The organism is Pseudomonas sp. NY11955 (genome assembly GCF_048068035.1).
Taxonomy (GTDB): domain Bacteria; phylum Pseudomonadota; class Gammaproteobacteria; order Pseudomonadales; family Pseudomonadaceae; genus Aquipseudomonas.
On record NZ_JBLUPS010000020.1, the window covers coordinates 1 to 15,790 of the forward strand.

Sequence of the window (15,790 nt, forward strand, 5' to 3'; positions counted from 1 at the left end):
CGTCGTACAAACAAGGCGGTCGCGCGCGTTGGCGCAGGCGTTACTGGCCCGAAACAAACGTAGGAGCGAGCTTCGCTCGCGATGCGCCGCGCGGGCGGCGCTCGATCTCACCGGCGCCGCAGCACTCAACCCCTACAAACCGTGACTTTGCACGATGCGCCGCCGCCACCCACGCAACCGTTGTTCCAGCTGCAACGGGCTGTCCAGTTGCTGGCGCCGGGCCTGGCTGAACAGAATCAGTGCCAGCTCTGCGGTTACCTGGGCATCGGCGCTGGCATGGTGGCGCTCTTCCACTTGCAGACCGAAGCGCGCCACCCAGTCATCCAGCCCGGCTTCGCGCAACACCGTGTCGGGGTTGAGCATCGGCGCAAGCTCGGCAACGTCGAGAAAAACAGATTGCAAGCGATGGCCAAGGCTCTCTTTCAACGCCCGTGCCAGCATGCGCTGGTCGAATGGCGCGTGGAACGCCAGCACCGGGCTGTCGCCAATGAAATCGAGCAAATCCAGCAAGGCCTCGGCCGGGTCGCAACCGGCAGCCAGGGCGCTGGGGCCCAGGCCGTGGATCAGCACGCTGGCGTTGGTCTTCTGCAACGGCCGGTGCAAGGTGCGCTCGAACTGCTGGGCAAAGTCGATGGCGCCGTCTTCGATGGCCACTGCCCCGATCGACAGCACCTGGTCACGGTTGGGGTTGAGCCCACTGGTTTCCAGGTCCAGCACCACCCAGCGCTGCTCGCGCAAGCTGCACACACCCAGTGGCGCGGGTTTTGGCTGCCGGGCCAGGCGCTGGCGCGTGGCATGGTCCAGTTCGGGCGCACTGGGGCGCAGCCAGGCGAACAGGCTCATAGCTGATACCGCAAGGCCAGGCTGCTTTGCAGGCGCTGGGCCTGGCGCAGGGACTCGCGCAGGATGCGCCGGTCCAGGTGATTGAGGCTGTCCGGGTCAAGCCGGTTGGAGTAAGGCAGGTTGTCGCGGGTCTGGCGCTGATGCTGCTGCATACGGGTTTGCTGGATGAAGTGATAGGCCTCTTCATAGGCAGCGCCATCCAGCGGTTCGATCACGCCCTTGGCCACCAGTTGGCGTAGGCGCTCCAGGGTATTGCAGGCACCTATGCCATTGGCCAGGGCCAGCAAACGGGCGCCATCGACGAAGGGCGTCAGGCCCTGGACCTTGAGGTCGAGGGTGGCGGCTTTGTCGTTACCTTGGCGGGTCAGCACGAACTCGCGCAGGCGGCCTACCGGTGGGCGTTGGCGCAGGGCGTTGTCGGCCAGCATGCGCTGGAAGATGCGATTGTCGGCTACCTGCTGAAGCAGGCCCTGGCGCAGTTGTTCGCAGCCCTGCTCGTCGCCCCACACCACCCGCAGGTCGAAGTAGATGCTCGAACCCAGCAGGTTTTCCGGGCTGGCTTCGCGAACGAAACCGGCAAAGCGCCGCGCCCATTCGCTGCGCGACAGGCACAGCTCGGGGTTGCCGGCCATGACATTGCCCATGCACAAGGTGAAACCGCACTGGGCCAGGCACTGGTTGATGTATTGCGCCAGCGGCAGCAGGCGGGCGCGGATGGCGTCGGCCTCGGCCTTGTCGACGGCTTCGAAGAGGATGCCGTTGTCCTGGTCGGTGTGCAGGGTCTGCTCGCGTCGGCCTTCGCTGCCAAAGCACAGCCAGCTGAAGGGCACGCCTGGGTCGCCACGCTCGGCCAGGGCCAGCTCGATGACCCGGCACACGGTATGGTCGTTGAGCAAGGTGATGATCTGGGTGATCTGCGTCGACGATGCGCCATGGGCCAGCATGCGCTCGACCAGTTGGCTGATTTCACCGCGCAGCGAGACCAGGGTGTCGAGCCGAGGGGCATGGCGGATGGTGCGCGCCAGGTGAACCAGGTCGACCCGTTGCAGGGAAAACAGGTCACGTTCGGAAACCACCCCGCACAGGCGCCGGTTTTCTACCAGGCACACATGGGCAATGTGTCGCTCGGTCATGGCCATGGCGGCGTCGAAGGCGCTGGCTTGGGGGCTTAGGTAGAAGGGTTTGGCGGTCATGTGCCGGTCGATGGGTGCACCCAGGTCGGCACTTTCCGCGGCCACCACCTGGCGCAGATCGCGCAGGGTGAAGATGCCGATGGGGTAGCGCTGCGGGTCGACCACCACGATGCTGCCGACCTGTTGCTCGTGCATCAGCCGCACGGCGTCACGCAACGGTGTATCGGCGCTGCACACCACCGGGTGACGCATGGCCAGTTCGCCCAGGGGGGTATTTAGCGAGTACTGGGTACCGAGGGTTTCCACGGCACGTTGGCGGACCTGCTGGTTCACCTGGTCCAGCAGGCTGCTGACCCCGCGCAGGGCAAAGTCTCGAAACACTTCAGACATCGAGAACACGCGGATGAACGCGGCCTTGTTCAACTGCAGGCAGAAGGTGTCCTCACCCGCCAGGTGCTCGGTGCGCGTTGCCCGCTCGCCCAGCAGGGCAGCCAGCGGGAAGCATTCGCCGCTGGTGATTTCGAAGGTGGTCTCGACACCCGGTTTGACGAGGTGCTGGCGCTCGCCGACCACGCGCCCCTGCTTGACGATGTAGAAGTGCTCGACTGGCCCGTCTGCAGGCTTGACGATGCTCTCGCCGCCCGCATAGAAACGCAGCTGGCACTGCTCGACCAGGTAGGCCAGGTGGCTGTGTTCCATCTGGTTGAATGGCGGGAAGCGCTGCAGGAATTGCAAGGTGCCCTGGATGTTCTGCAGCACTGCTGTCCTGCCCGCCTGGCTGTAGGCGTCCTTTTTGCTCATGAAACTGACCGTATCGCTACGCCGAACTATATATATCTATATATAGGTGCCGGCCCTGTTGTTCTCTGCCTCCATGGTCGGCTTGCGGCGGGGTGGTGCCCATTGGACGTAAGTCTATGGGCGCCCCTGTCAGAGACCCGACGAAAGGCGAAACGGGTTACGCAAGTAATGCGGTCCTACTGCTGAAGCGGAATTTTTTGACGAGACAAGCATGCCTGAGCACACCGACATCCTGAGCGACGCCGAACGCGAGGCATTGGCCGTGGTGAGTGCGCCTGTGGCGCCCAGGCCGCTGGTGTTGGTGGTGGATGACAACGCGGTCAACCGGGAGGCGCTGATCCTTTACCTGAAAAGCCGGGGCATCGATGCAGTCGGGGCGGACGGGGCGGAGGAAGCCAGGTTGTACCTGCATTACCAGCAACGGATCAGTTTGATGATCACGGATTTACGCATGCAGCCCGAGGATGGCCTGGAGTTGATCCGGAGGATTCGTGAGTCGGAGCGGGCGGCGTTGTCGATCATCGTGGTGTCGGGTGACACCGATGTGAAAGAGGCGGTGGATGTGATGCACCTGGGGGTGGTGGATTTCCTGCTCAAGCCGGTGGACCTGGGCAAACTGCTGGAATTGGTGAAAAAAGAATTGAAAATGCAGTGAGGCGGAAAGGGGCTGCTTTGCAGCCCATTCGCGGCACAAGGCCGCACCTACAGGGGTTACGCGTTCCCTTGTAGGAGCGGCCTTGTGCCGCGAATGGGCCGCAAAGCGGCCCCTTGCGGTTTACAACCCGTTACGCGCCTTGAACTCGCGGCGACGGCGGTGCAGAACCGGCTCGGTATAGCCGTTCGGCTGCTTGCCACCTTCCACCACCAGCTCCACAGCCGCCTGGAACGCGACGTTGTCGTCGAAGTTCGGCGCCATTGGGCGGTACAGGGCGTCGCCAGCGTTCTGCTGGTCGACCACCACGGCCATGCGCTTGAGGCTTTCCAGCACCTGCTCCTGGCTGACCACGCCGTGGCGCAGCCAGTTGGCCAGCAGCTGGGCGGAGATGCGCAGGGTGGCACGGTCTTCCATCAGGCCGACGTTGTTGATGTCCGGCACCTTCGAGCAACCCACACCCTGGTCGATCCAGCGCACCACGTAGCCGAGGATGCCCTGGGCGTTGTTGTCCAGCTCGTTGCGGATCTCTTCGGCCGACCAGTTGGTGTCGGCAGCCAGCGGGATGGCCAGGATGTCGTCCACCGAGGCCGGGGTACGCGAAGCCAGTTCACGCTGGCGCGCCTGTACATCCACCTTGTGGTAGTGCAGGGCATGCAGGGTGGCGGCAGTCGGCGACGGTACCCAGGCGGTGTTGGCACCGGCCAGCGGGTGGGCGATTTTCTGTTCGAGCATGGCCGCCATCAGGTCAGGCATGGCCCACATGCCCTTGCCGATTTGCGCGCGGCCTTGCAGGCCGGTGGCCAGGCCAACGTCGACGTTGTTGTTCTCGTAGGCGCCGATCCACTTCTCGTTCTTCATGGCGCCTTTGCGCACGACGGCGCCGGCTTCCATCGAGGTGTGGATTTCATCGCCGGTACGGTCGAGGAAGCCGGTGTTGATGAACACCACGCGCTCGGCGGCCGCCTTGATGCAGGACTTGAGGTTGACCGTGGTGCGGCGTTCCTCGTCCATGATGCCGACCTTGACGGTGTTGCGCTTCATGCCCAGCAGGTCTTCAACCTGGCTGAAGATTTCGGCGGCGAAGGCCACTTCTTCCGGGCCGTGCATCTTCGGCTTGACGATGTACACGCTGCCGCTGCGGGTGTTCTTGCGGCTGGTGTTGCCGTTGAGGTTGTGCAGGGCGATCAGGTTGGTGAACAGGCCGTCCTGGATACCTTCGGGAATTTCGTTGCCCTGGGCATCGAGGATCGCCGGGTTGGTCATCAGGTGGCCAACGTTGCGCACGAACAGCAGCGAACGGCCATGCAAGGTCACGCTGCCGCCGTTGGGCGCGGCGTATTCGCGGTCCGGGTTCATGGTGCGAGTGAAGGTTTTGCCACCTTTGCTCACGCTTTCGGCCAGGTCGCCTTTCATCAGGCCCAGCCAGTTGCGATAGACGACCACCTTGTCGTCGGCATCGACGGCGGCAACCGAGTCTTCGCAGTCCATGATGGTGGTCAGCGCCGACTCCATCAGGATGTCTTTGACGCCGGCGGCATCGGTGCTGCCAACTGGGGTGCTGGCATCGACCTGGATCTCGAAGTGCAAGCCGTTGTGCTTGAGCAGCACGGCGGTCGGTGCGGCGGCGTCGCCGTGGAAGCCGATCAGCTGGGCATCGTCACGCAGGCCGCTGTTGCTGCCGCCTTTCAGGGCGACGATCAGCTTGCCGCCTTCGATGCGGTAGCCGGTGGAGTCGACGTGCGAGCCGGCGGCCAGTGGCGCGGCTTCGTCGAGGAAGGCGCGGGCGAAGGCGATGACCTTGTCGCCACGTACCTTGTTGTAACCCTGGCCTTTTTCGGCGCCGCCTTCATCGCTGATGGCATCGGTGCCGTACAGGGCGTCGTACAGCGAACCCCAACGGGCGTTGGCGGCGTTCAGGGCGAAGCGGGCGTTCATCACCGGAACGACCAGCTGCGGGCCGGCCATGTGGGCGATTTCTTCGTCCACATTCTGGGTGGTGGCCTGGAAATCGTCGGCTTGTGGCAGCAGGTAGCCGATTTCCTGGAGGAATGCTTTGTAGGCTACGGCGTCGTGGGCCTGGCCTTTGCGTGCCTGGTGCCAGGCGTCGATCTTGGCTTGCAGCTCGTCGCGCTTGGCGAGCAGGGCTTTGTTCTTTGGAGCGAGGTCATTGATGATCTTCTCTGCACCCGCCCAGAACTGCTCGGCGACGATGCCGGTCCCTGGGATGGCTTCGTTGTTAACGAAGTCGTACAGGACCTTGGCGACCTGAAGGCCACCGACTTGAACGTATCCAGTCATTGCTTGCCTCACTCTGCTCAGCTATTTCGCTCTTCTGTATTAAGCCTGTAGCGCTTCTCTAAACACGGCACCAGTGCGTGCCCCGGATTGCGCCGGGCGCGGCTGGGTGCGGCCTGCCAGACAGGCTGGCGGACAATGTGCGTATTTTCACAGGCGCCTTGGCAGACATCCAAACGACGTTTTGTAGTCCGCGCCACGGGATACTACATGAAGCAGTAGGCGGGGCAAAATCAGACTAAAAGCGCCGTTATGCGACCCGTTGGTCGCGTATGGTCACGCTGGGAGTGGGTATGTTCGCAAAAAACAGGTGGATTGTTCCAGATAAATCTTGAAACAGTACACGATTCGTCGTGCGAATTGCCCTGCGGCAGGTTGCCGCGCCTTGCCTATACTGAGTCGATCCCCCGATTTTCTGCCGCCCGGCGCGGTCCGACACGAGGAAGGGCTTGTGGATCATCTTGTACTGACTGTTATTGCCCCTGACAAGGCCGGCCAGGTCGAACGCATTGCCCAGTGCATCGCCGACCACAGTGGCAACTGGCTGGAAAGCCGCATGTCGCGCATGGCTGGGCAGTTTGCCGGTATCTTGCGGGTGGCGGTGCCGGCAGAAAATTACACTGAGCTGGTGGCGTCGCTGCAGGGGCTGGCCCGGTATGACATTCGGGTGCTGATTGCCGAGAGCGGGATCGAACCGTCGCGTACCTGGAAGCCGATTGCCATGGAACTGGTGGGTAATGATCGGCCTGGGATAGTGCGGGATATCACTAGGCTGCTGGCTGATATGGGGGTGAATCTGGAGCGGTTTACCACTGAGGTGCGGCCAGCACCGATGAGCAGTGAGCCGCTTTTCCATGCTGATGCGTTACTGGCGTTACCGTTGACCCTGTCGCTGGATGAACTGCAGCAGAAGCTGGAGAGCCTGGCGGATGATTTGATGGTGGAGTTGCAGTTACGGGCGGAGGATTGACAACGCCGGGGGCTGCAAAGCCGCCCCCGCGGTTATCCCGATATCTCGGGGAAGGCCCTGTGGATAACCTGGGGGTGTACCCCTGCAGCCCAGGCACCCTGTGCCTTACCCAGCTTTGATCAAAAAACACCCAAATATCAGCAGCTTGTGCACAAAGCACGGGGACGAGGGTGTGGATAACCTTTGGAGATGTCTCTGCAGGCCGCGACCTACATGGCCTGCAGAGTTTTGGTTGTTTTTTGATCAGCTGCGCTTGCGCAAGCTCAACCAGGCATCGACGCTGTAAATCGCCAGGCCCGCCCAGATGAACATGAACGCTACCAGGTTGCTCGACGACAGGTGCTCATCGAACAGCAGCACTGCCTGCAGCAGCACCAAGGTCGGCGCCAGGTATTGCAAGAAGCCCAGCGTGGTGTAAGGCAGGTGCCGCGCCGCAGCATTGAAGCACACCAGCGGAACCAGCGTTACCGGCCCGGCAGCCATCAGCCACAGCGCCTCGCTGCTGGTGTAGAACGCCCCTTGGGCACTCATCGCCGCCGGGTGCAGCAGCAGCCAGCCAAGGGCCAGCGGCACCAACATCCAGGTTTCCACCACCAGGCCCGGCAGCGCCGCGACTGGCGCCTGTTTGCGAATCAGCCCATAGAAGCCGAAGCTCAGCGCCAGCACCAGCGAGACCCAGGGCAGGCTGCCCACTTGCCATACCTGCTGGGCCACACCCACGGCGGCCATGCCCACCGCCAGCCACTGCAGGCGGCGCAGGCGCTCGCCAAGAATCAGCATGCCCAGCAGCACGTTGATCAGCGGGTTGATGTAGTAGCCCAGGCTGGCCTCGAGCATACGGCCGTTGTTCACCGCCCACACGTAAGTCAGCCAGTTACCGGCGATCAGTGCCCCGCTCAGTGCCAGGATGCCCAGCCGGCGTGGGTTGTCGCGCAGCTCACGCCACCAGCCTGGGTGTTTCCACACCAGCAGCAGCAACGAGCCGAACAGCGCCGACCAGAGCACCCGGTGGACAATGATCTCCACCGCCGGGACGCTCTGTATCGCCTTGAAGTAAATGGGGAACAGGCCCCAGATGATGTAGGCGCTCAGGCCCAGTATGTACCCGCGACGCGGGTTTGCGGCGTGCATGCAGAATCCTTGCTTAGGTAGCTAAATAAAGCGACGCCTATTGTAGACAGAGGTTGGCGTGCTTCTAGAACAATTTCAGCGGTGCTTCATCCAGCGCCGCCATTTGTTCGCGCAGGGCGAGGATCTGGTCACCCCAGTAGCGGGGCTGGCCGAACCAAGGGAAGCTGGGCGGGAACGCCGGGTCATCCCAGCGCCGCGCCAGCCATGCGCTGTAGTGCAACTGGCGCAGGGCGCGCAGCGGCTCGATCAGGGCCAGTTCGCGCGGGTCGAAGTCGTGGAACTCGTTATAGCCGTCAATCAGCTCGGCCAGTTGCCCCAGGCGCTCTTCGCGGCTACCGGCCAACATCATCCACAGGTCCTGTACTGCCGGGCCCATGCGGCAATCGTCCAGGTCGACCACGTGGTACACCTCGTCACGGTGCATCAAGTTGCCGGGGTGCAGGTCGCCGTGCAGGCGGATGAGCTGATGGGGTGTGCGGGCGTAGATGTCCTCGACCCGCTTGAGCAGGTCGCGGGCCACGGATTCGAACGCCGGCAGCAGTTCACGAGGAACGAAGTCGCCCTCCAGCAAGGTGTTCAGCGAGGCATGGCCAAAGTTGTCCACAGCCAGGGCCTCACGGTGCTCGAACGGTTTGCTGGCGCCCACGGCATGCAGGCGGCCTAGCAGTTGGCCCAAGCGATACAGCTGGTCGAGGTTGCCTGGTTCGGGGGCATGGCCGCCGCGGCGGGGGAACAGTGTGAAACGAAAGCCCTGATGTTCGAACAGAGTGCGGCCGTCGTGCCGCATTGGCGCAACCACCGGTACTTCGCAGTCGGCGAGTTCGGCGGTGAAGGCGTGTTCTTCGAGGATGGCCGCATCGCTCCAGCGGCCTGGGCGGTAGAACTTGGCGATCAGCGGCCGCGCGTCTTCGATGCCCACCTGGTAGACGCGGTTTTCATAGCTGTTCAGCGCCAGCACCCTGGCATCGCTGAGAAAGCCCAGGCTTTCCACGGCGTCCAGGACCAGGTCGGGGGTGAGGGTGTCGAAGGGGTGGGACATGGGGGCTCCGGGGATAGGCGGCATGGAGCCCATGGTACAGCGTTATACCTGTGCCGGCCTCTTCGCGGCTAAAGCCGCTCCCACGGGTTTTGTGAACATCCCTCAGGCGGCGCGGTCCCTGTAGGAGCGGCTTTAGCCGCGAAGAGGCCCGCCCAGGCTATGCAGGAACCCCGATCAGCACAACGGACGGATGAAACTGCACCCGTACCGAACTGCCAGGCGCCACCTGCTGCCCTGCCAGCCATTCCACCTCGGCAATGGCACACAATGTCTGCCCATTGCCCAGCGCCAGGCGGACCTCGCTCGGTCCGTCTTCGGTCAGCACTTCTTCCACTGTTGCGCTCAAGCAGTTGCTGCCTGCTTCGGCCGCTTCACCTTCCGGCAATAACCGCACCCACCCAGCCTTGAGCAACGCCACCACCATCGTTCCCAGCGTCAGTTCCAGCCGCGCGGTACTGTCGTGCGTAATCAGCGCATCGATCTCCAGCCCACCGCCCAATGCCAGGCTGATGCGGTCATACCGGCCTTCGCGGCGCAGGCCGCTGACCTGGCCCTGCAGTTGGTTGCGCGCGCTGGTGCGCAGCATCAGGCGCCCTAGCAGGTCGAGATCACTGGACTCTTCGGCGGCTTCGAGGATTTGCGCCTGCAGGGCCTGCAGCCTTAGATACAGGCGCAGCACCCGCTCGCCCTCGGGCGACAAGCGCGCACCGCCACCGCCGCGGCCACCGGTACTGCGCTCGACCAAGGGCTGGCTGGCCAGGTTGTTGAGCTCGTCGATGGCATCCCAGGCAGCCTTGTAGCTGATGCCCGCCGCCTTGGCGGCGCGGGTGATCGAGCCTTGCTCGGCAATGTGCTGCAACAACGCGATGCGCTGGGGGCGGCGAGCGATGTGCTGGGTAAGCAGAGTGGGCAGCGGCATGGGCATTGAGTCGTTGTAGGTGAATGGCTTGAAGGTGAATTGTGGAGGACAGCACAGGGTCATGCATACCCCGGCATGGGGGTACGCGCCAGGCAATACACATCGACTCGCCGCGCGCCAGCCTTGCGCAGCACTTCGGCAACGGCCTGCGCAGTGGCACCGGTGGTCAGTACATCATCGACAATGGCGACATGCTTGCCCTCCAGCTCACCCGCCACCGCAAACGCCTGGCGCAAATTGCGCCGCCTTGCCTTGGCGCCTAGCTGTTGCTGCGTGGGCGTTTCGCGCGTGCGCACCAGCAACCGCTGGTCGCAAGTCAACCCCAGCTGCGAGGACAACCAACGCCCAAGCATCCCGGCCTGGTTGAACCCGCGCTCGCGCAGTCGACGCTTGGCCAAGGGCACAGGCAACAGCACGTCAGGTCGCGGCAGCCCTTCGGCAAAGCGGTGCAGCAAACCATGCCCGAGCAACTCTGCCATCAAACGCCCCAATGGCCATTGGCGATTGTGCTTGAAGCGGCTGATCAACGTGTCCACCGGAAAGCCGAAATGCCACAGGGCAATGACCTGATCGAAGGCCGGCAAGCGGCGGCAGCACTGGGCGCAGGTCAACCCAGCCATCGGCAAGGGCAGGGCGCAATACTGGCAGTGATCACCCAGCCAGGGGAGTTCTTGCTCGCAGGCGACGCATAACGGATAGCGCTGCTCGGCGGGCTCATCGCAGAGCGAACAAGCCTGGTCAGTAAATGAGCACTTGTAAACCAGCATTTTCCAGTGTGGTTGACAGTTCATAGGGCTTCCATGACTATGCGAGCTATCCGTGATGCGCTGGCGGGCTTTTCTGTCCCGGCGCCAGCTACAGCCTAAACAAGGAAACGCCGATGAGCGCCAGCACAACTGCAACAACACGTCACGACTGGTCCCTGGCCGAGGTCAAGGCGCTGTTCCAGCAACCGTTCAATGACTTGCTGTTCCAGGCGCAGACGGTACACCGCGCGCATTTCGACCCCAACCGCGTGCAAGTTTCGACCCTGTTGTCGATCAAGACCGGTGCCTGCCCGGAAGATTGCAAATATTGTCCACAGTCCGGCCACTACAACACCGGGCTGGAAAAACAGAAACTGATGGAAGTGCAAAAAGTGCTGGAAGAGGCCGCCCGCGCCAAAGCCATCGGTTCTACCCGCTTCTGCATGGGCGCGGCCTGGAAGCACCCGTCGGCCAAAGACATGCCCTACGTGCTGGAGATGGTCAAAGGCGTGAAGGCCATGGGCCTGGAAACCTGCATGACCCTCGGCAAGCTCGACCAGGATCAGACCCTGGCCCTGGCCCAGGCTGGCCTGGACTACTACAACCACAACCTCGACACCTCGCCGGAGTTCTACGGCAGCATCATCACCACCCGTACCTACAGCGAGCGCCTGCAGACCCTGGCCTACGTGCGTGACGCCGGGATGAAGATCTGTTCCGGCGGCATCCTGGGCATGGGCGAGTCGCTGGACGACCGCGCTGGCTTGCTGATCCAGCTGGCGAACCTGCCCGAGCACCCGGAGTCGGTGCCGATCAACATGCTGGTCAAGGTGGCCGGCACGCCGCTGGCCGAGGAAGAGGACGTCGACCCGTTCGACTTCATCCGCATGCTGGCCGTGGCCCGCTTGCTGATGCCCAAGTCGCACGTGCGCCTGTCCGCCGGCCGCGAGCAGATGAACGAGCAGATGCAGGCCCTGGCCTTCATGGCTGGCGCCAACTCGATTTTCTACGGCGAAAAACTGCTGACTACCGCCAACCCGCAGGCCGACAAGGACATGCAACTGTTCGCACGCCTGGGCATCAAGCCTGAAGCGCGGGAAGAGCACGCCGATGAAGTGCACCAGGCAGCCATCGAGCAGGCGCTGGTCGAGCAGCGCAGCAGCGAGATGTTCTACAACGCTGCATCGGCCTGATATGGCCTTCGACTTGGCGGCGCGCCTGGCCGAACGGCGCGCCGCAGACCTGTATCGGCAGCGGCCATTGCTGGAAAGCCCGCAGGGGCCGGAAGTGGTGGTCGACGGTCAGCGCTTGCTGGCTTTCTGCAGCAATGACTACCTGGGCCTGGCCAACCACCCCGAAGTGATCGCTGCCTGGCAGGCCGGCGCCGAGCGCTGGGGTGTGGGTGGCGGTGCTTCGCACTTGGTGGTCGGCCACAGCACGCCGCACCACCAGGTTGAAGAGGCGCTGGCCGAACTCACCGGGCGCCCGCGCGCGCTGTTGTTCTCCACCGGCTACATGGCCAACCTGGGCGCCATCACCGCGTTGGTGGGGCAGGGTGACACGGTGCTGCAAGACCGCCTGAACCATGCCTCGTTGCTGGACGGCGGGCTGCTCAGCGGTGCTCGCTTCAACCGCTATTTGCACAACGACCCGGCCAGCCTGGCCAGCCGCCTGGACAAGGCCATCGGCAATACCCTGGTGGTGACCGATGGCGTGTTCAGCATGGACGGCGACCTGGCCGACCTGCCAGCGCTGGCCGATGTGGCCCGGGCGCGGGGCGCCTGGCTGATGGTCGACGACGCTCATGGCCTGGGCACCTTGGGCGCACAGGGCGGTGGCATCGTCGAGCACTTCGGCCTGAGCATGGAGGATGTGCCGGTGCTCATCGGCACGCTCGGCAAGGCTTGCGGTACGGCGGGTGCCTTCGTTGCCGGCAGCGAAGAACTGATCGAGGCGCTGGTGCAGTTCGCCCGCCCCTACATCTACACCACCAGCCAGCCACCGGCGCTGGCCTGCGCCACGCTCAAGAGCCTGGAGCTGCTGCGCCGTGAAACCTGGCGTCGTGAACACTTGGCAGCGTTGATCGGCCAGTTCCGCGAAGGCGCGCGGCAGATCGGGCTGCAATTGATGGACAGCCCGACACCGATCCAGCCTATCGTTATCGGCGACAGCGCGCAGGCCTTGCGCCTGTCTCGCATGCTGCGTGAGCGCGGCTTGCTGGTGACGGCCATCCGCCCCCCTACCGTGCCGGCTGGCAGTGCCCGCCTGCGGGTCACCCTGAGTGCCGCGCACAGCGAAGCGCAGGTGCAGCTATTGTTGAATGCATTGGCCGAGTGTTATCCACAGTTGGAGAACGCCGATGCGTAATCGACTTGTTCTGTTGCCCGGCTGGGGCCTGGGCACTGCTGCCCTGGAGCCGCTGGCGGCTAGCCTGCGCGCCCAGGACTCTCGCCTGCAGGTAGAGCTGATGCCCCTGCCGGAATTGCCTCATAGCGACGTGGAAGCCTGGCTTGACCACCTGGACCGCAAGTTGCCGGGGGATGTCTGGCTGGGCGGTTGGTCGTTGGGCGGCATGCTCGCCAGCGCGCTCGCGCACAAGCGTGGCGACCACTGCTGTGGCCTGCTGACACTGGGCAGCAACCCCAGTTTCGTGGCCCGCGCGGACTGGCCCCACGGCATGGCCGAAGACACCTTCGGCACCTTCCTCGACGGCTGCCGCAGCCATACCCAGGTCACCCTCAAGCGCTTCCGTACTTTGTGCAGCGAGGGTGCCCTGCAACCGCGCACCCTGTTGCGCCAATTGGGTGTCGGCGTGCCGGACACCGACCCGCTGTACCTGGCCACCGGCCTTGAGGTGCTGGCCAAGCTGGACACCCGCGAAGCGCTGCAGGCCTACGGCGGCCCGCAGTTGCACCTGTTCGCCGGCAGCGATGCGCTGGTGCCGGCAGAGGCAGCGAAGGCGTTGAGCGAATTGCTGCCCGATGTGGAAGTGGGCCTGGTCGAAGACAGTTCCCACGCGTTCCTGCTGGAGTACCCGCAGGAGCTGGCGGCGGGCATCAAGAGTTTCCTGCATGAGAGTGGCGATGACTGACCTTTCCCGTCCGACCCTGCCCGGCGCATTGCCCGACAAACGCCAGGTAGCGGCTTCGTTCTCCCGCGCCGCGGCCAGTTACGACAGCGTGGCGGCCTTGCAGCGCGCGGTAGGTTCGAACCTGCTGGAGCAGTTGCCGGCAGGCTTGCAGCCTTTGCATTGGCTGGACCTGGGCAGCGGCACCGGGCATTTCAGCCGCATGCTGGCTGAGCGCTTCGCCCAGGCCAGTGGCGTGGCGGTGGATATCGCCGAAGGCATGCTGCGCCATGCTCGTTGTGAGCAGGGCGGGGCGCAGTATCACGTGGCCGGCGACGCCGAGCGTTTGCCGCTGCGTGACGGTTGTGTCGACCTAGTGTTTTCCAGCCTGGCGGTGCAGTGGTGCGACCAGTTCGCCAGTGTGTTGGCCGAGGCGCAGCGGGTGTTGCGCCCTGGCGGTGTTCTGGCTTTCAGCAGCCTGTGCGTGGGCACCCTCGACGAACTGCGCGCCAGCTGGCAGGCGGTGGATGGCCTGGTGCATGTGAACCGCTTCCGCCGTTTCGAAGACTACCAACGCCTGTGCGCAGCCAGCGGCTTCGAACAACTTGAGCTGCAGCGCTGCCCGCATGTGCTGCACTACCCGGATGTGCGCAGCTTGACCCATGAGCTGAAGGCGCTGGGAGCGCACAATCTGAACCCTGGGCGCCCCTCCGGCCTCACCGGCAGGGCGCGTATGCAGGGCTTGTTGCAGGCCTATGAGGCGTTTCGCCAGCCTGCGGGGCTGCCAGCCACCTATCAAGTGGTCTATGGTGTGTTGCGCAAGCCACGGGGGTAAGGGGAGCACGATGAGCCAGGCTTATTTCATTGCCGGTACCGACACCGATGTCGGCAAGACCACCATCGCCGCCGGGCTGTTGCATGCGGCGCGCTTGCAGGGCATGAGCACACTGGGCGCCAAGCCGGTGGCCTCTGGTTGCACGATGACGCCCAAAGGCTTGCGCAACAGCGATGCCCAGGCACTGATCGACGAAAGCACGATCAAGTTGCCCTATGAACAGGTCAACCCGTTTGCCTTCGAGCCGGCCATTGCCCCGCACGTGGCGGCACGCGAGGCGGGGGTGACGCTGGCCGTGCCGGCGCTGTTGGCGGCCATGCGTAATGTGCTGCAACAAAATGCCGACTTCACGCTGGTGGAAGGGGCCGGTGGCTGGCGTGTGCCATTGTCGGGCCTGGAGAACCTGTCCGACCTTGCCGTTGCCCTGCAGTTGCCGGTGATTCTGGTGGTCGGGGTGCGCTTGGGTTGCATCAGCCATGCCTTGCTCAGCGCCGAGGCGATCGAGCGGGACGGGCTGCAGCTGGCGGGGTGGGTGGCGAACATCATCGAGCCGAGAACTTCGCGGCTCGAAGAGAATCTGGCCAGCTTGGCAGAGCGTTTGCCGGCGCCGTGTCTAGGGCGGGTACCCAAGCTCAAGCAAGCCAGTGCCGACATGGTGGCTGAGCATCTGCAACTGGATCTGCTGGATTAGCCGTTTCCAGGCCCGGCCCTTTCGCGGGCTTGCCCGCTCCCACAGGTACAATACAGGGCGTGCCCGCGAAGAGGCCGGTGCAGATATACCCAAGGGCTATCGACTGGCACCAGGCCATTAGGGATTTAAACGGGCCTTTTCGCGCTTGGCCTGCTTTAATTGGGGCTGTTCGTCATCCAGCGTCAATGGAGTCCTGACATGGAAATCACCGGTAGCTCCGCCTATTACGCGGGCCTGAGCGCAATCCACACCGGCCAGAACCGCGTCGATCAGGCCGCCGGCCAGATCGCCAACACCACTGCCGAACGTACCGCCACCAGCCAGTCCAGTGACTTTCAGGCCGAGCGCCTGCGCGCGGTCGACCGCAGCCAGCAGATGGACCTGGCCACCAGCATCGTGCAACAGGCGGTGGGCAAAACCGAAGTCGAACTTGGCGCAAAAGTGGTCAAGGCATCCGACGAAATGCTCGGCCGGATCATCGATACCTACGCCTGATAGGCCGCTCACTCGAACTTTGCAGATGACCCCTGTGGGAGCGGGCTTGCCCGCGAATGCGTCAGGTCAGACATCTCAACTGTCTGGCCGGGCCCTTTCGCGGGCGCGCCCGCTCCCACAGGGGCATCTTTTTCCTGGGGATGACGTAAATGCCATTTTTCGCGGCGTAA

The 15,790-nt window shown here is 63.8% G+C and carries 14 protein-coding genes and 1 pseudogene; 8 read left to right on the forward strand and 7 right to left on the reverse strand.

Annotation, left to right across the window (positions count from 1 at the left end):
• Positions 1-132: 132 nt before the first annotated feature.
• Together ACNFBR_RS25955 and ACNFBR_RS25960 are read right to left on the reverse strand one after the other, a co-directional pair.
• Positions 133-843: a PolC-type DNA polymerase III gene (locus ACNFBR_RS25955; protein ID WP_416737381.1), complete on the reverse strand. Its 711-nt coding sequence runs from the start codon at positions 841-843 to the stop codon at positions 133-135.
• Positions 840-2,777 carry a DUF294 nucleotidyltransferase-like domain-containing protein gene (locus ACNFBR_RS25960; RefSeq protein ID WP_416737382.1) on the reverse strand — a complete coding sequence of 646 codons (1,938 nt, stop codon included), beginning with the start codon at positions 2,775-2,777 and terminating at the stop codon, positions 840-842. The genes ACNFBR_RS25955 and ACNFBR_RS25960 overlap by 4 nt, the downstream gene beginning before the upstream one ends.
• Positions 2,778-2,893: 116 nt before the next feature.
• On the opposite strand from ACNFBR_RS25960, the pseudogene ACNFBR_RS25965 reads away from it, so the two are divergent.
• Positions 2,894-3,432, forward strand: a pseudogene (locus ACNFBR_RS25965) (response regulator).
• 120 nt (positions 3,433-3,552) lie between these two features.
• Here the strand turns inward: ACNFBR_RS25965 and ACNFBR_RS25970 are convergent.
• On the reverse strand, positions 3,553-5,730 hold the full coding sequence (locus ACNFBR_RS25970) for a malate synthase G (protein ID WP_416737383.1): 2,178 nt from the start codon (positions 5,728-5,730) through the stop codon (positions 3,553-3,555).
• 448 nt (positions 5,731-6,178) lie between these two features.
• Between ACNFBR_RS25970 and ACNFBR_RS25975 the strand changes: the two genes are divergently transcribed.
• The gene (locus ACNFBR_RS25975; RefSeq protein ID WP_416737384.1) at positions 6,179-6,697 is read left to right on the forward strand and encodes a glycine cleavage system protein R; all 519 of its coding nucleotides are present in this window, start codon (positions 6,179-6,181) and stop codon (positions 6,695-6,697) included.
• 243 nt (positions 6,698-6,940) lie between these two features.
• On the opposite strand, the gene rarD is transcribed toward ACNFBR_RS25975, so the two are convergent.
• From rarD to ACNFBR_RS25995, 4 genes are all read right to left on the reverse strand, one after another.
• Positions 6,941-7,828 (reverse strand): EamA family transporter RarD, encoded by an 888-nt coding sequence (gene rarD, locus ACNFBR_RS25980; protein ID WP_416737385.1) that lies wholly within the window; start codon positions 7,826-7,828, stop codon positions 6,941-6,943.
• A 64-nt stretch (positions 7,829-7,892) separates the two neighbouring features.
• The gene (locus ACNFBR_RS25985) at positions 7,893-8,867 is read right to left on the reverse strand and encodes a serine/threonine protein kinase (protein WP_416737386.1); all 975 of its coding nucleotides are present in this window, start codon (positions 8,865-8,867) and stop codon (positions 7,893-7,895) included.
• Positions 8,868-9,024: 157 nt separating this feature from the next.
• On the reverse strand, positions 9,025-9,786 hold the full coding sequence (locus ACNFBR_RS25990) for a TOBE domain-containing protein (protein WP_416737387.1): 762 nt from the start codon (positions 9,784-9,786) through the stop codon (positions 9,025-9,027).
• Between the two features lie 59 nt (positions 9,787-9,845).
• A complete protein-coding gene (locus ACNFBR_RS25995; protein ID WP_416737388.1) occupies positions 9,846-10,577 on the reverse strand; it encodes a ComF family protein in 732 nt (243 codons plus the stop codon).
• An 89-nt stretch (positions 10,578-10,666) separates the two neighbouring features.
• Between ACNFBR_RS25995 and bioB the strand changes: the two genes are divergently transcribed.
• The 6 genes from bioB (at position 10,667) to ACNFBR_RS26025 (ending at position 15,620) form a co-directional block, all read left to right on the forward strand.
• The gene (gene bioB, locus ACNFBR_RS26000) at positions 10,667-11,725 is read left to right on the forward strand and encodes a biotin synthase BioB (RefSeq protein WP_416737389.1); all 1,059 of its coding nucleotides are present in this window, start codon (positions 10,667-10,669) and stop codon (positions 11,723-11,725) included.
• Between the two features lies 1 nt (position 11,726).
• The gene (gene bioF, locus ACNFBR_RS26005; RefSeq protein WP_416737390.1) at positions 11,727-12,899 is read left to right on the forward strand and encodes an 8-amino-7-oxononanoate synthase; all 1,173 of its coding nucleotides are present in this window, start codon (positions 11,727-11,729) and stop codon (positions 12,897-12,899) included.
• A complete protein-coding gene (locus ACNFBR_RS26010) occupies positions 12,892-13,623 on the forward strand; it encodes an alpha/beta fold hydrolase (protein WP_416737391.1) in 732 nt (243 codons plus the stop codon). Before bioF ends, ACNFBR_RS26010 begins: the two co-directional genes overlap by 8 nt.
• On the forward strand, positions 13,616-14,434 hold the full coding sequence (bioC, locus tag ACNFBR_RS26015) for a malonyl-ACP O-methyltransferase BioC (protein WP_416737392.1): 819 nt from the start codon (positions 13,616-13,618) through the stop codon (positions 14,432-14,434). The genes ACNFBR_RS26010 and bioC overlap by 8 nt, the downstream gene beginning before the upstream one ends.
• Positions 14,435-14,444: 10 nt before the next feature.
• On the forward strand, positions 14,445-15,125 hold the full coding sequence (gene bioD, locus ACNFBR_RS26020; RefSeq protein ID WP_274082015.1) for a dethiobiotin synthase: 681 nt from the start codon (positions 14,445-14,447) through the stop codon (positions 15,123-15,125).
• A gap of 198 nt (positions 15,126-15,323) precedes the next feature.
• Positions 15,324-15,620: a pyrroloquinoline quinone biosynthesis protein PqqE gene (locus ACNFBR_RS26025; RefSeq protein WP_416737393.1), complete on the forward strand. Its 297-nt coding sequence runs from the start codon at positions 15,324-15,326 to the stop codon at positions 15,618-15,620.
• Positions 15,621-15,790: the final 170 nt, after the last annotated feature.

Coding starts and splice junctions, on each gene's coding strand:
- bioC (WP_416737392.1), top strand. CDS start 13,616: ATGACTGACCTTTCCCGTCCGACCCTGCCCGGCGCATTGCCCGACAAA.
- ACNFBR_RS26010 (WP_416737391.1), top strand. CDS start 12,892: ATGCGTAATCGACTTGTTCTGTTGCCCGGCTGGGGCCTGGGCACTGCT.
- bioB (WP_416737389.1), top strand. CDS start 10,667: ATGAGCGCCAGCACAACTGCAACAACACGTCACGACTGGTCCCTGGCC.
- ACNFBR_RS25995 (WP_416737388.1), bottom strand. CDS start 10,577: ATGAACTGTCAACCACACTGGAAAATGCTGGTTTACAAGTGCTCATTT.
- ACNFBR_RS25985 (WP_416737386.1), bottom strand. CDS start 8,867: ATGTCCCACCCCTTCGACACCCTCACCCCCGACCTGGTCCTGGACGCC.
- ACNFBR_RS26025 (WP_416737393.1), top strand. CDS start 15,324: ATGGAAATCACCGGTAGCTCCGCCTATTACGCGGGCCTGAGCGCAATC.
- ACNFBR_RS25955 (WP_416737381.1), bottom strand. CDS start 843: ATGAGCCTGTTCGCCTGGCTGCGCCCCAGTGCGCCCGAACTGGACCAT.
- ACNFBR_RS25960 (WP_416737382.1), bottom strand. CDS start 2,777: ATGAGCAAAAAGGACGCCTACAGCCAGGCGGGCAGGACAGCAGTGCTG.
- rarD (WP_416737385.1), bottom strand. CDS start 7,828: ATGCACGCCGCAAACCCGCGTCGCGGGTACATACTGGGCCTGAGCGCC.
- bioD (WP_274082015.1), top strand. CDS start 14,445: ATGAGCCAGGCTTATTTCATTGCCGGTACCGACACCGATGTCGGCAAG.
- ACNFBR_RS25970 (WP_416737383.1), bottom strand. CDS start 5,730: ATGACTGGATACGTTCAAGTCGGTGGCCTTCAGGTCGCCAAGGTCCTG.
- bioF (WP_416737390.1), top strand. CDS start 11,727: ATGGCCTTCGACTTGGCGGCGCGCCTGGCCGAACGGCGCGCCGCAGAC.
- ACNFBR_RS25990 (WP_416737387.1), bottom strand. CDS start 9,786: ATGCCGCTGCCCACTCTGCTTACCCAGCACATCGCTCGCCGCCCCCAG.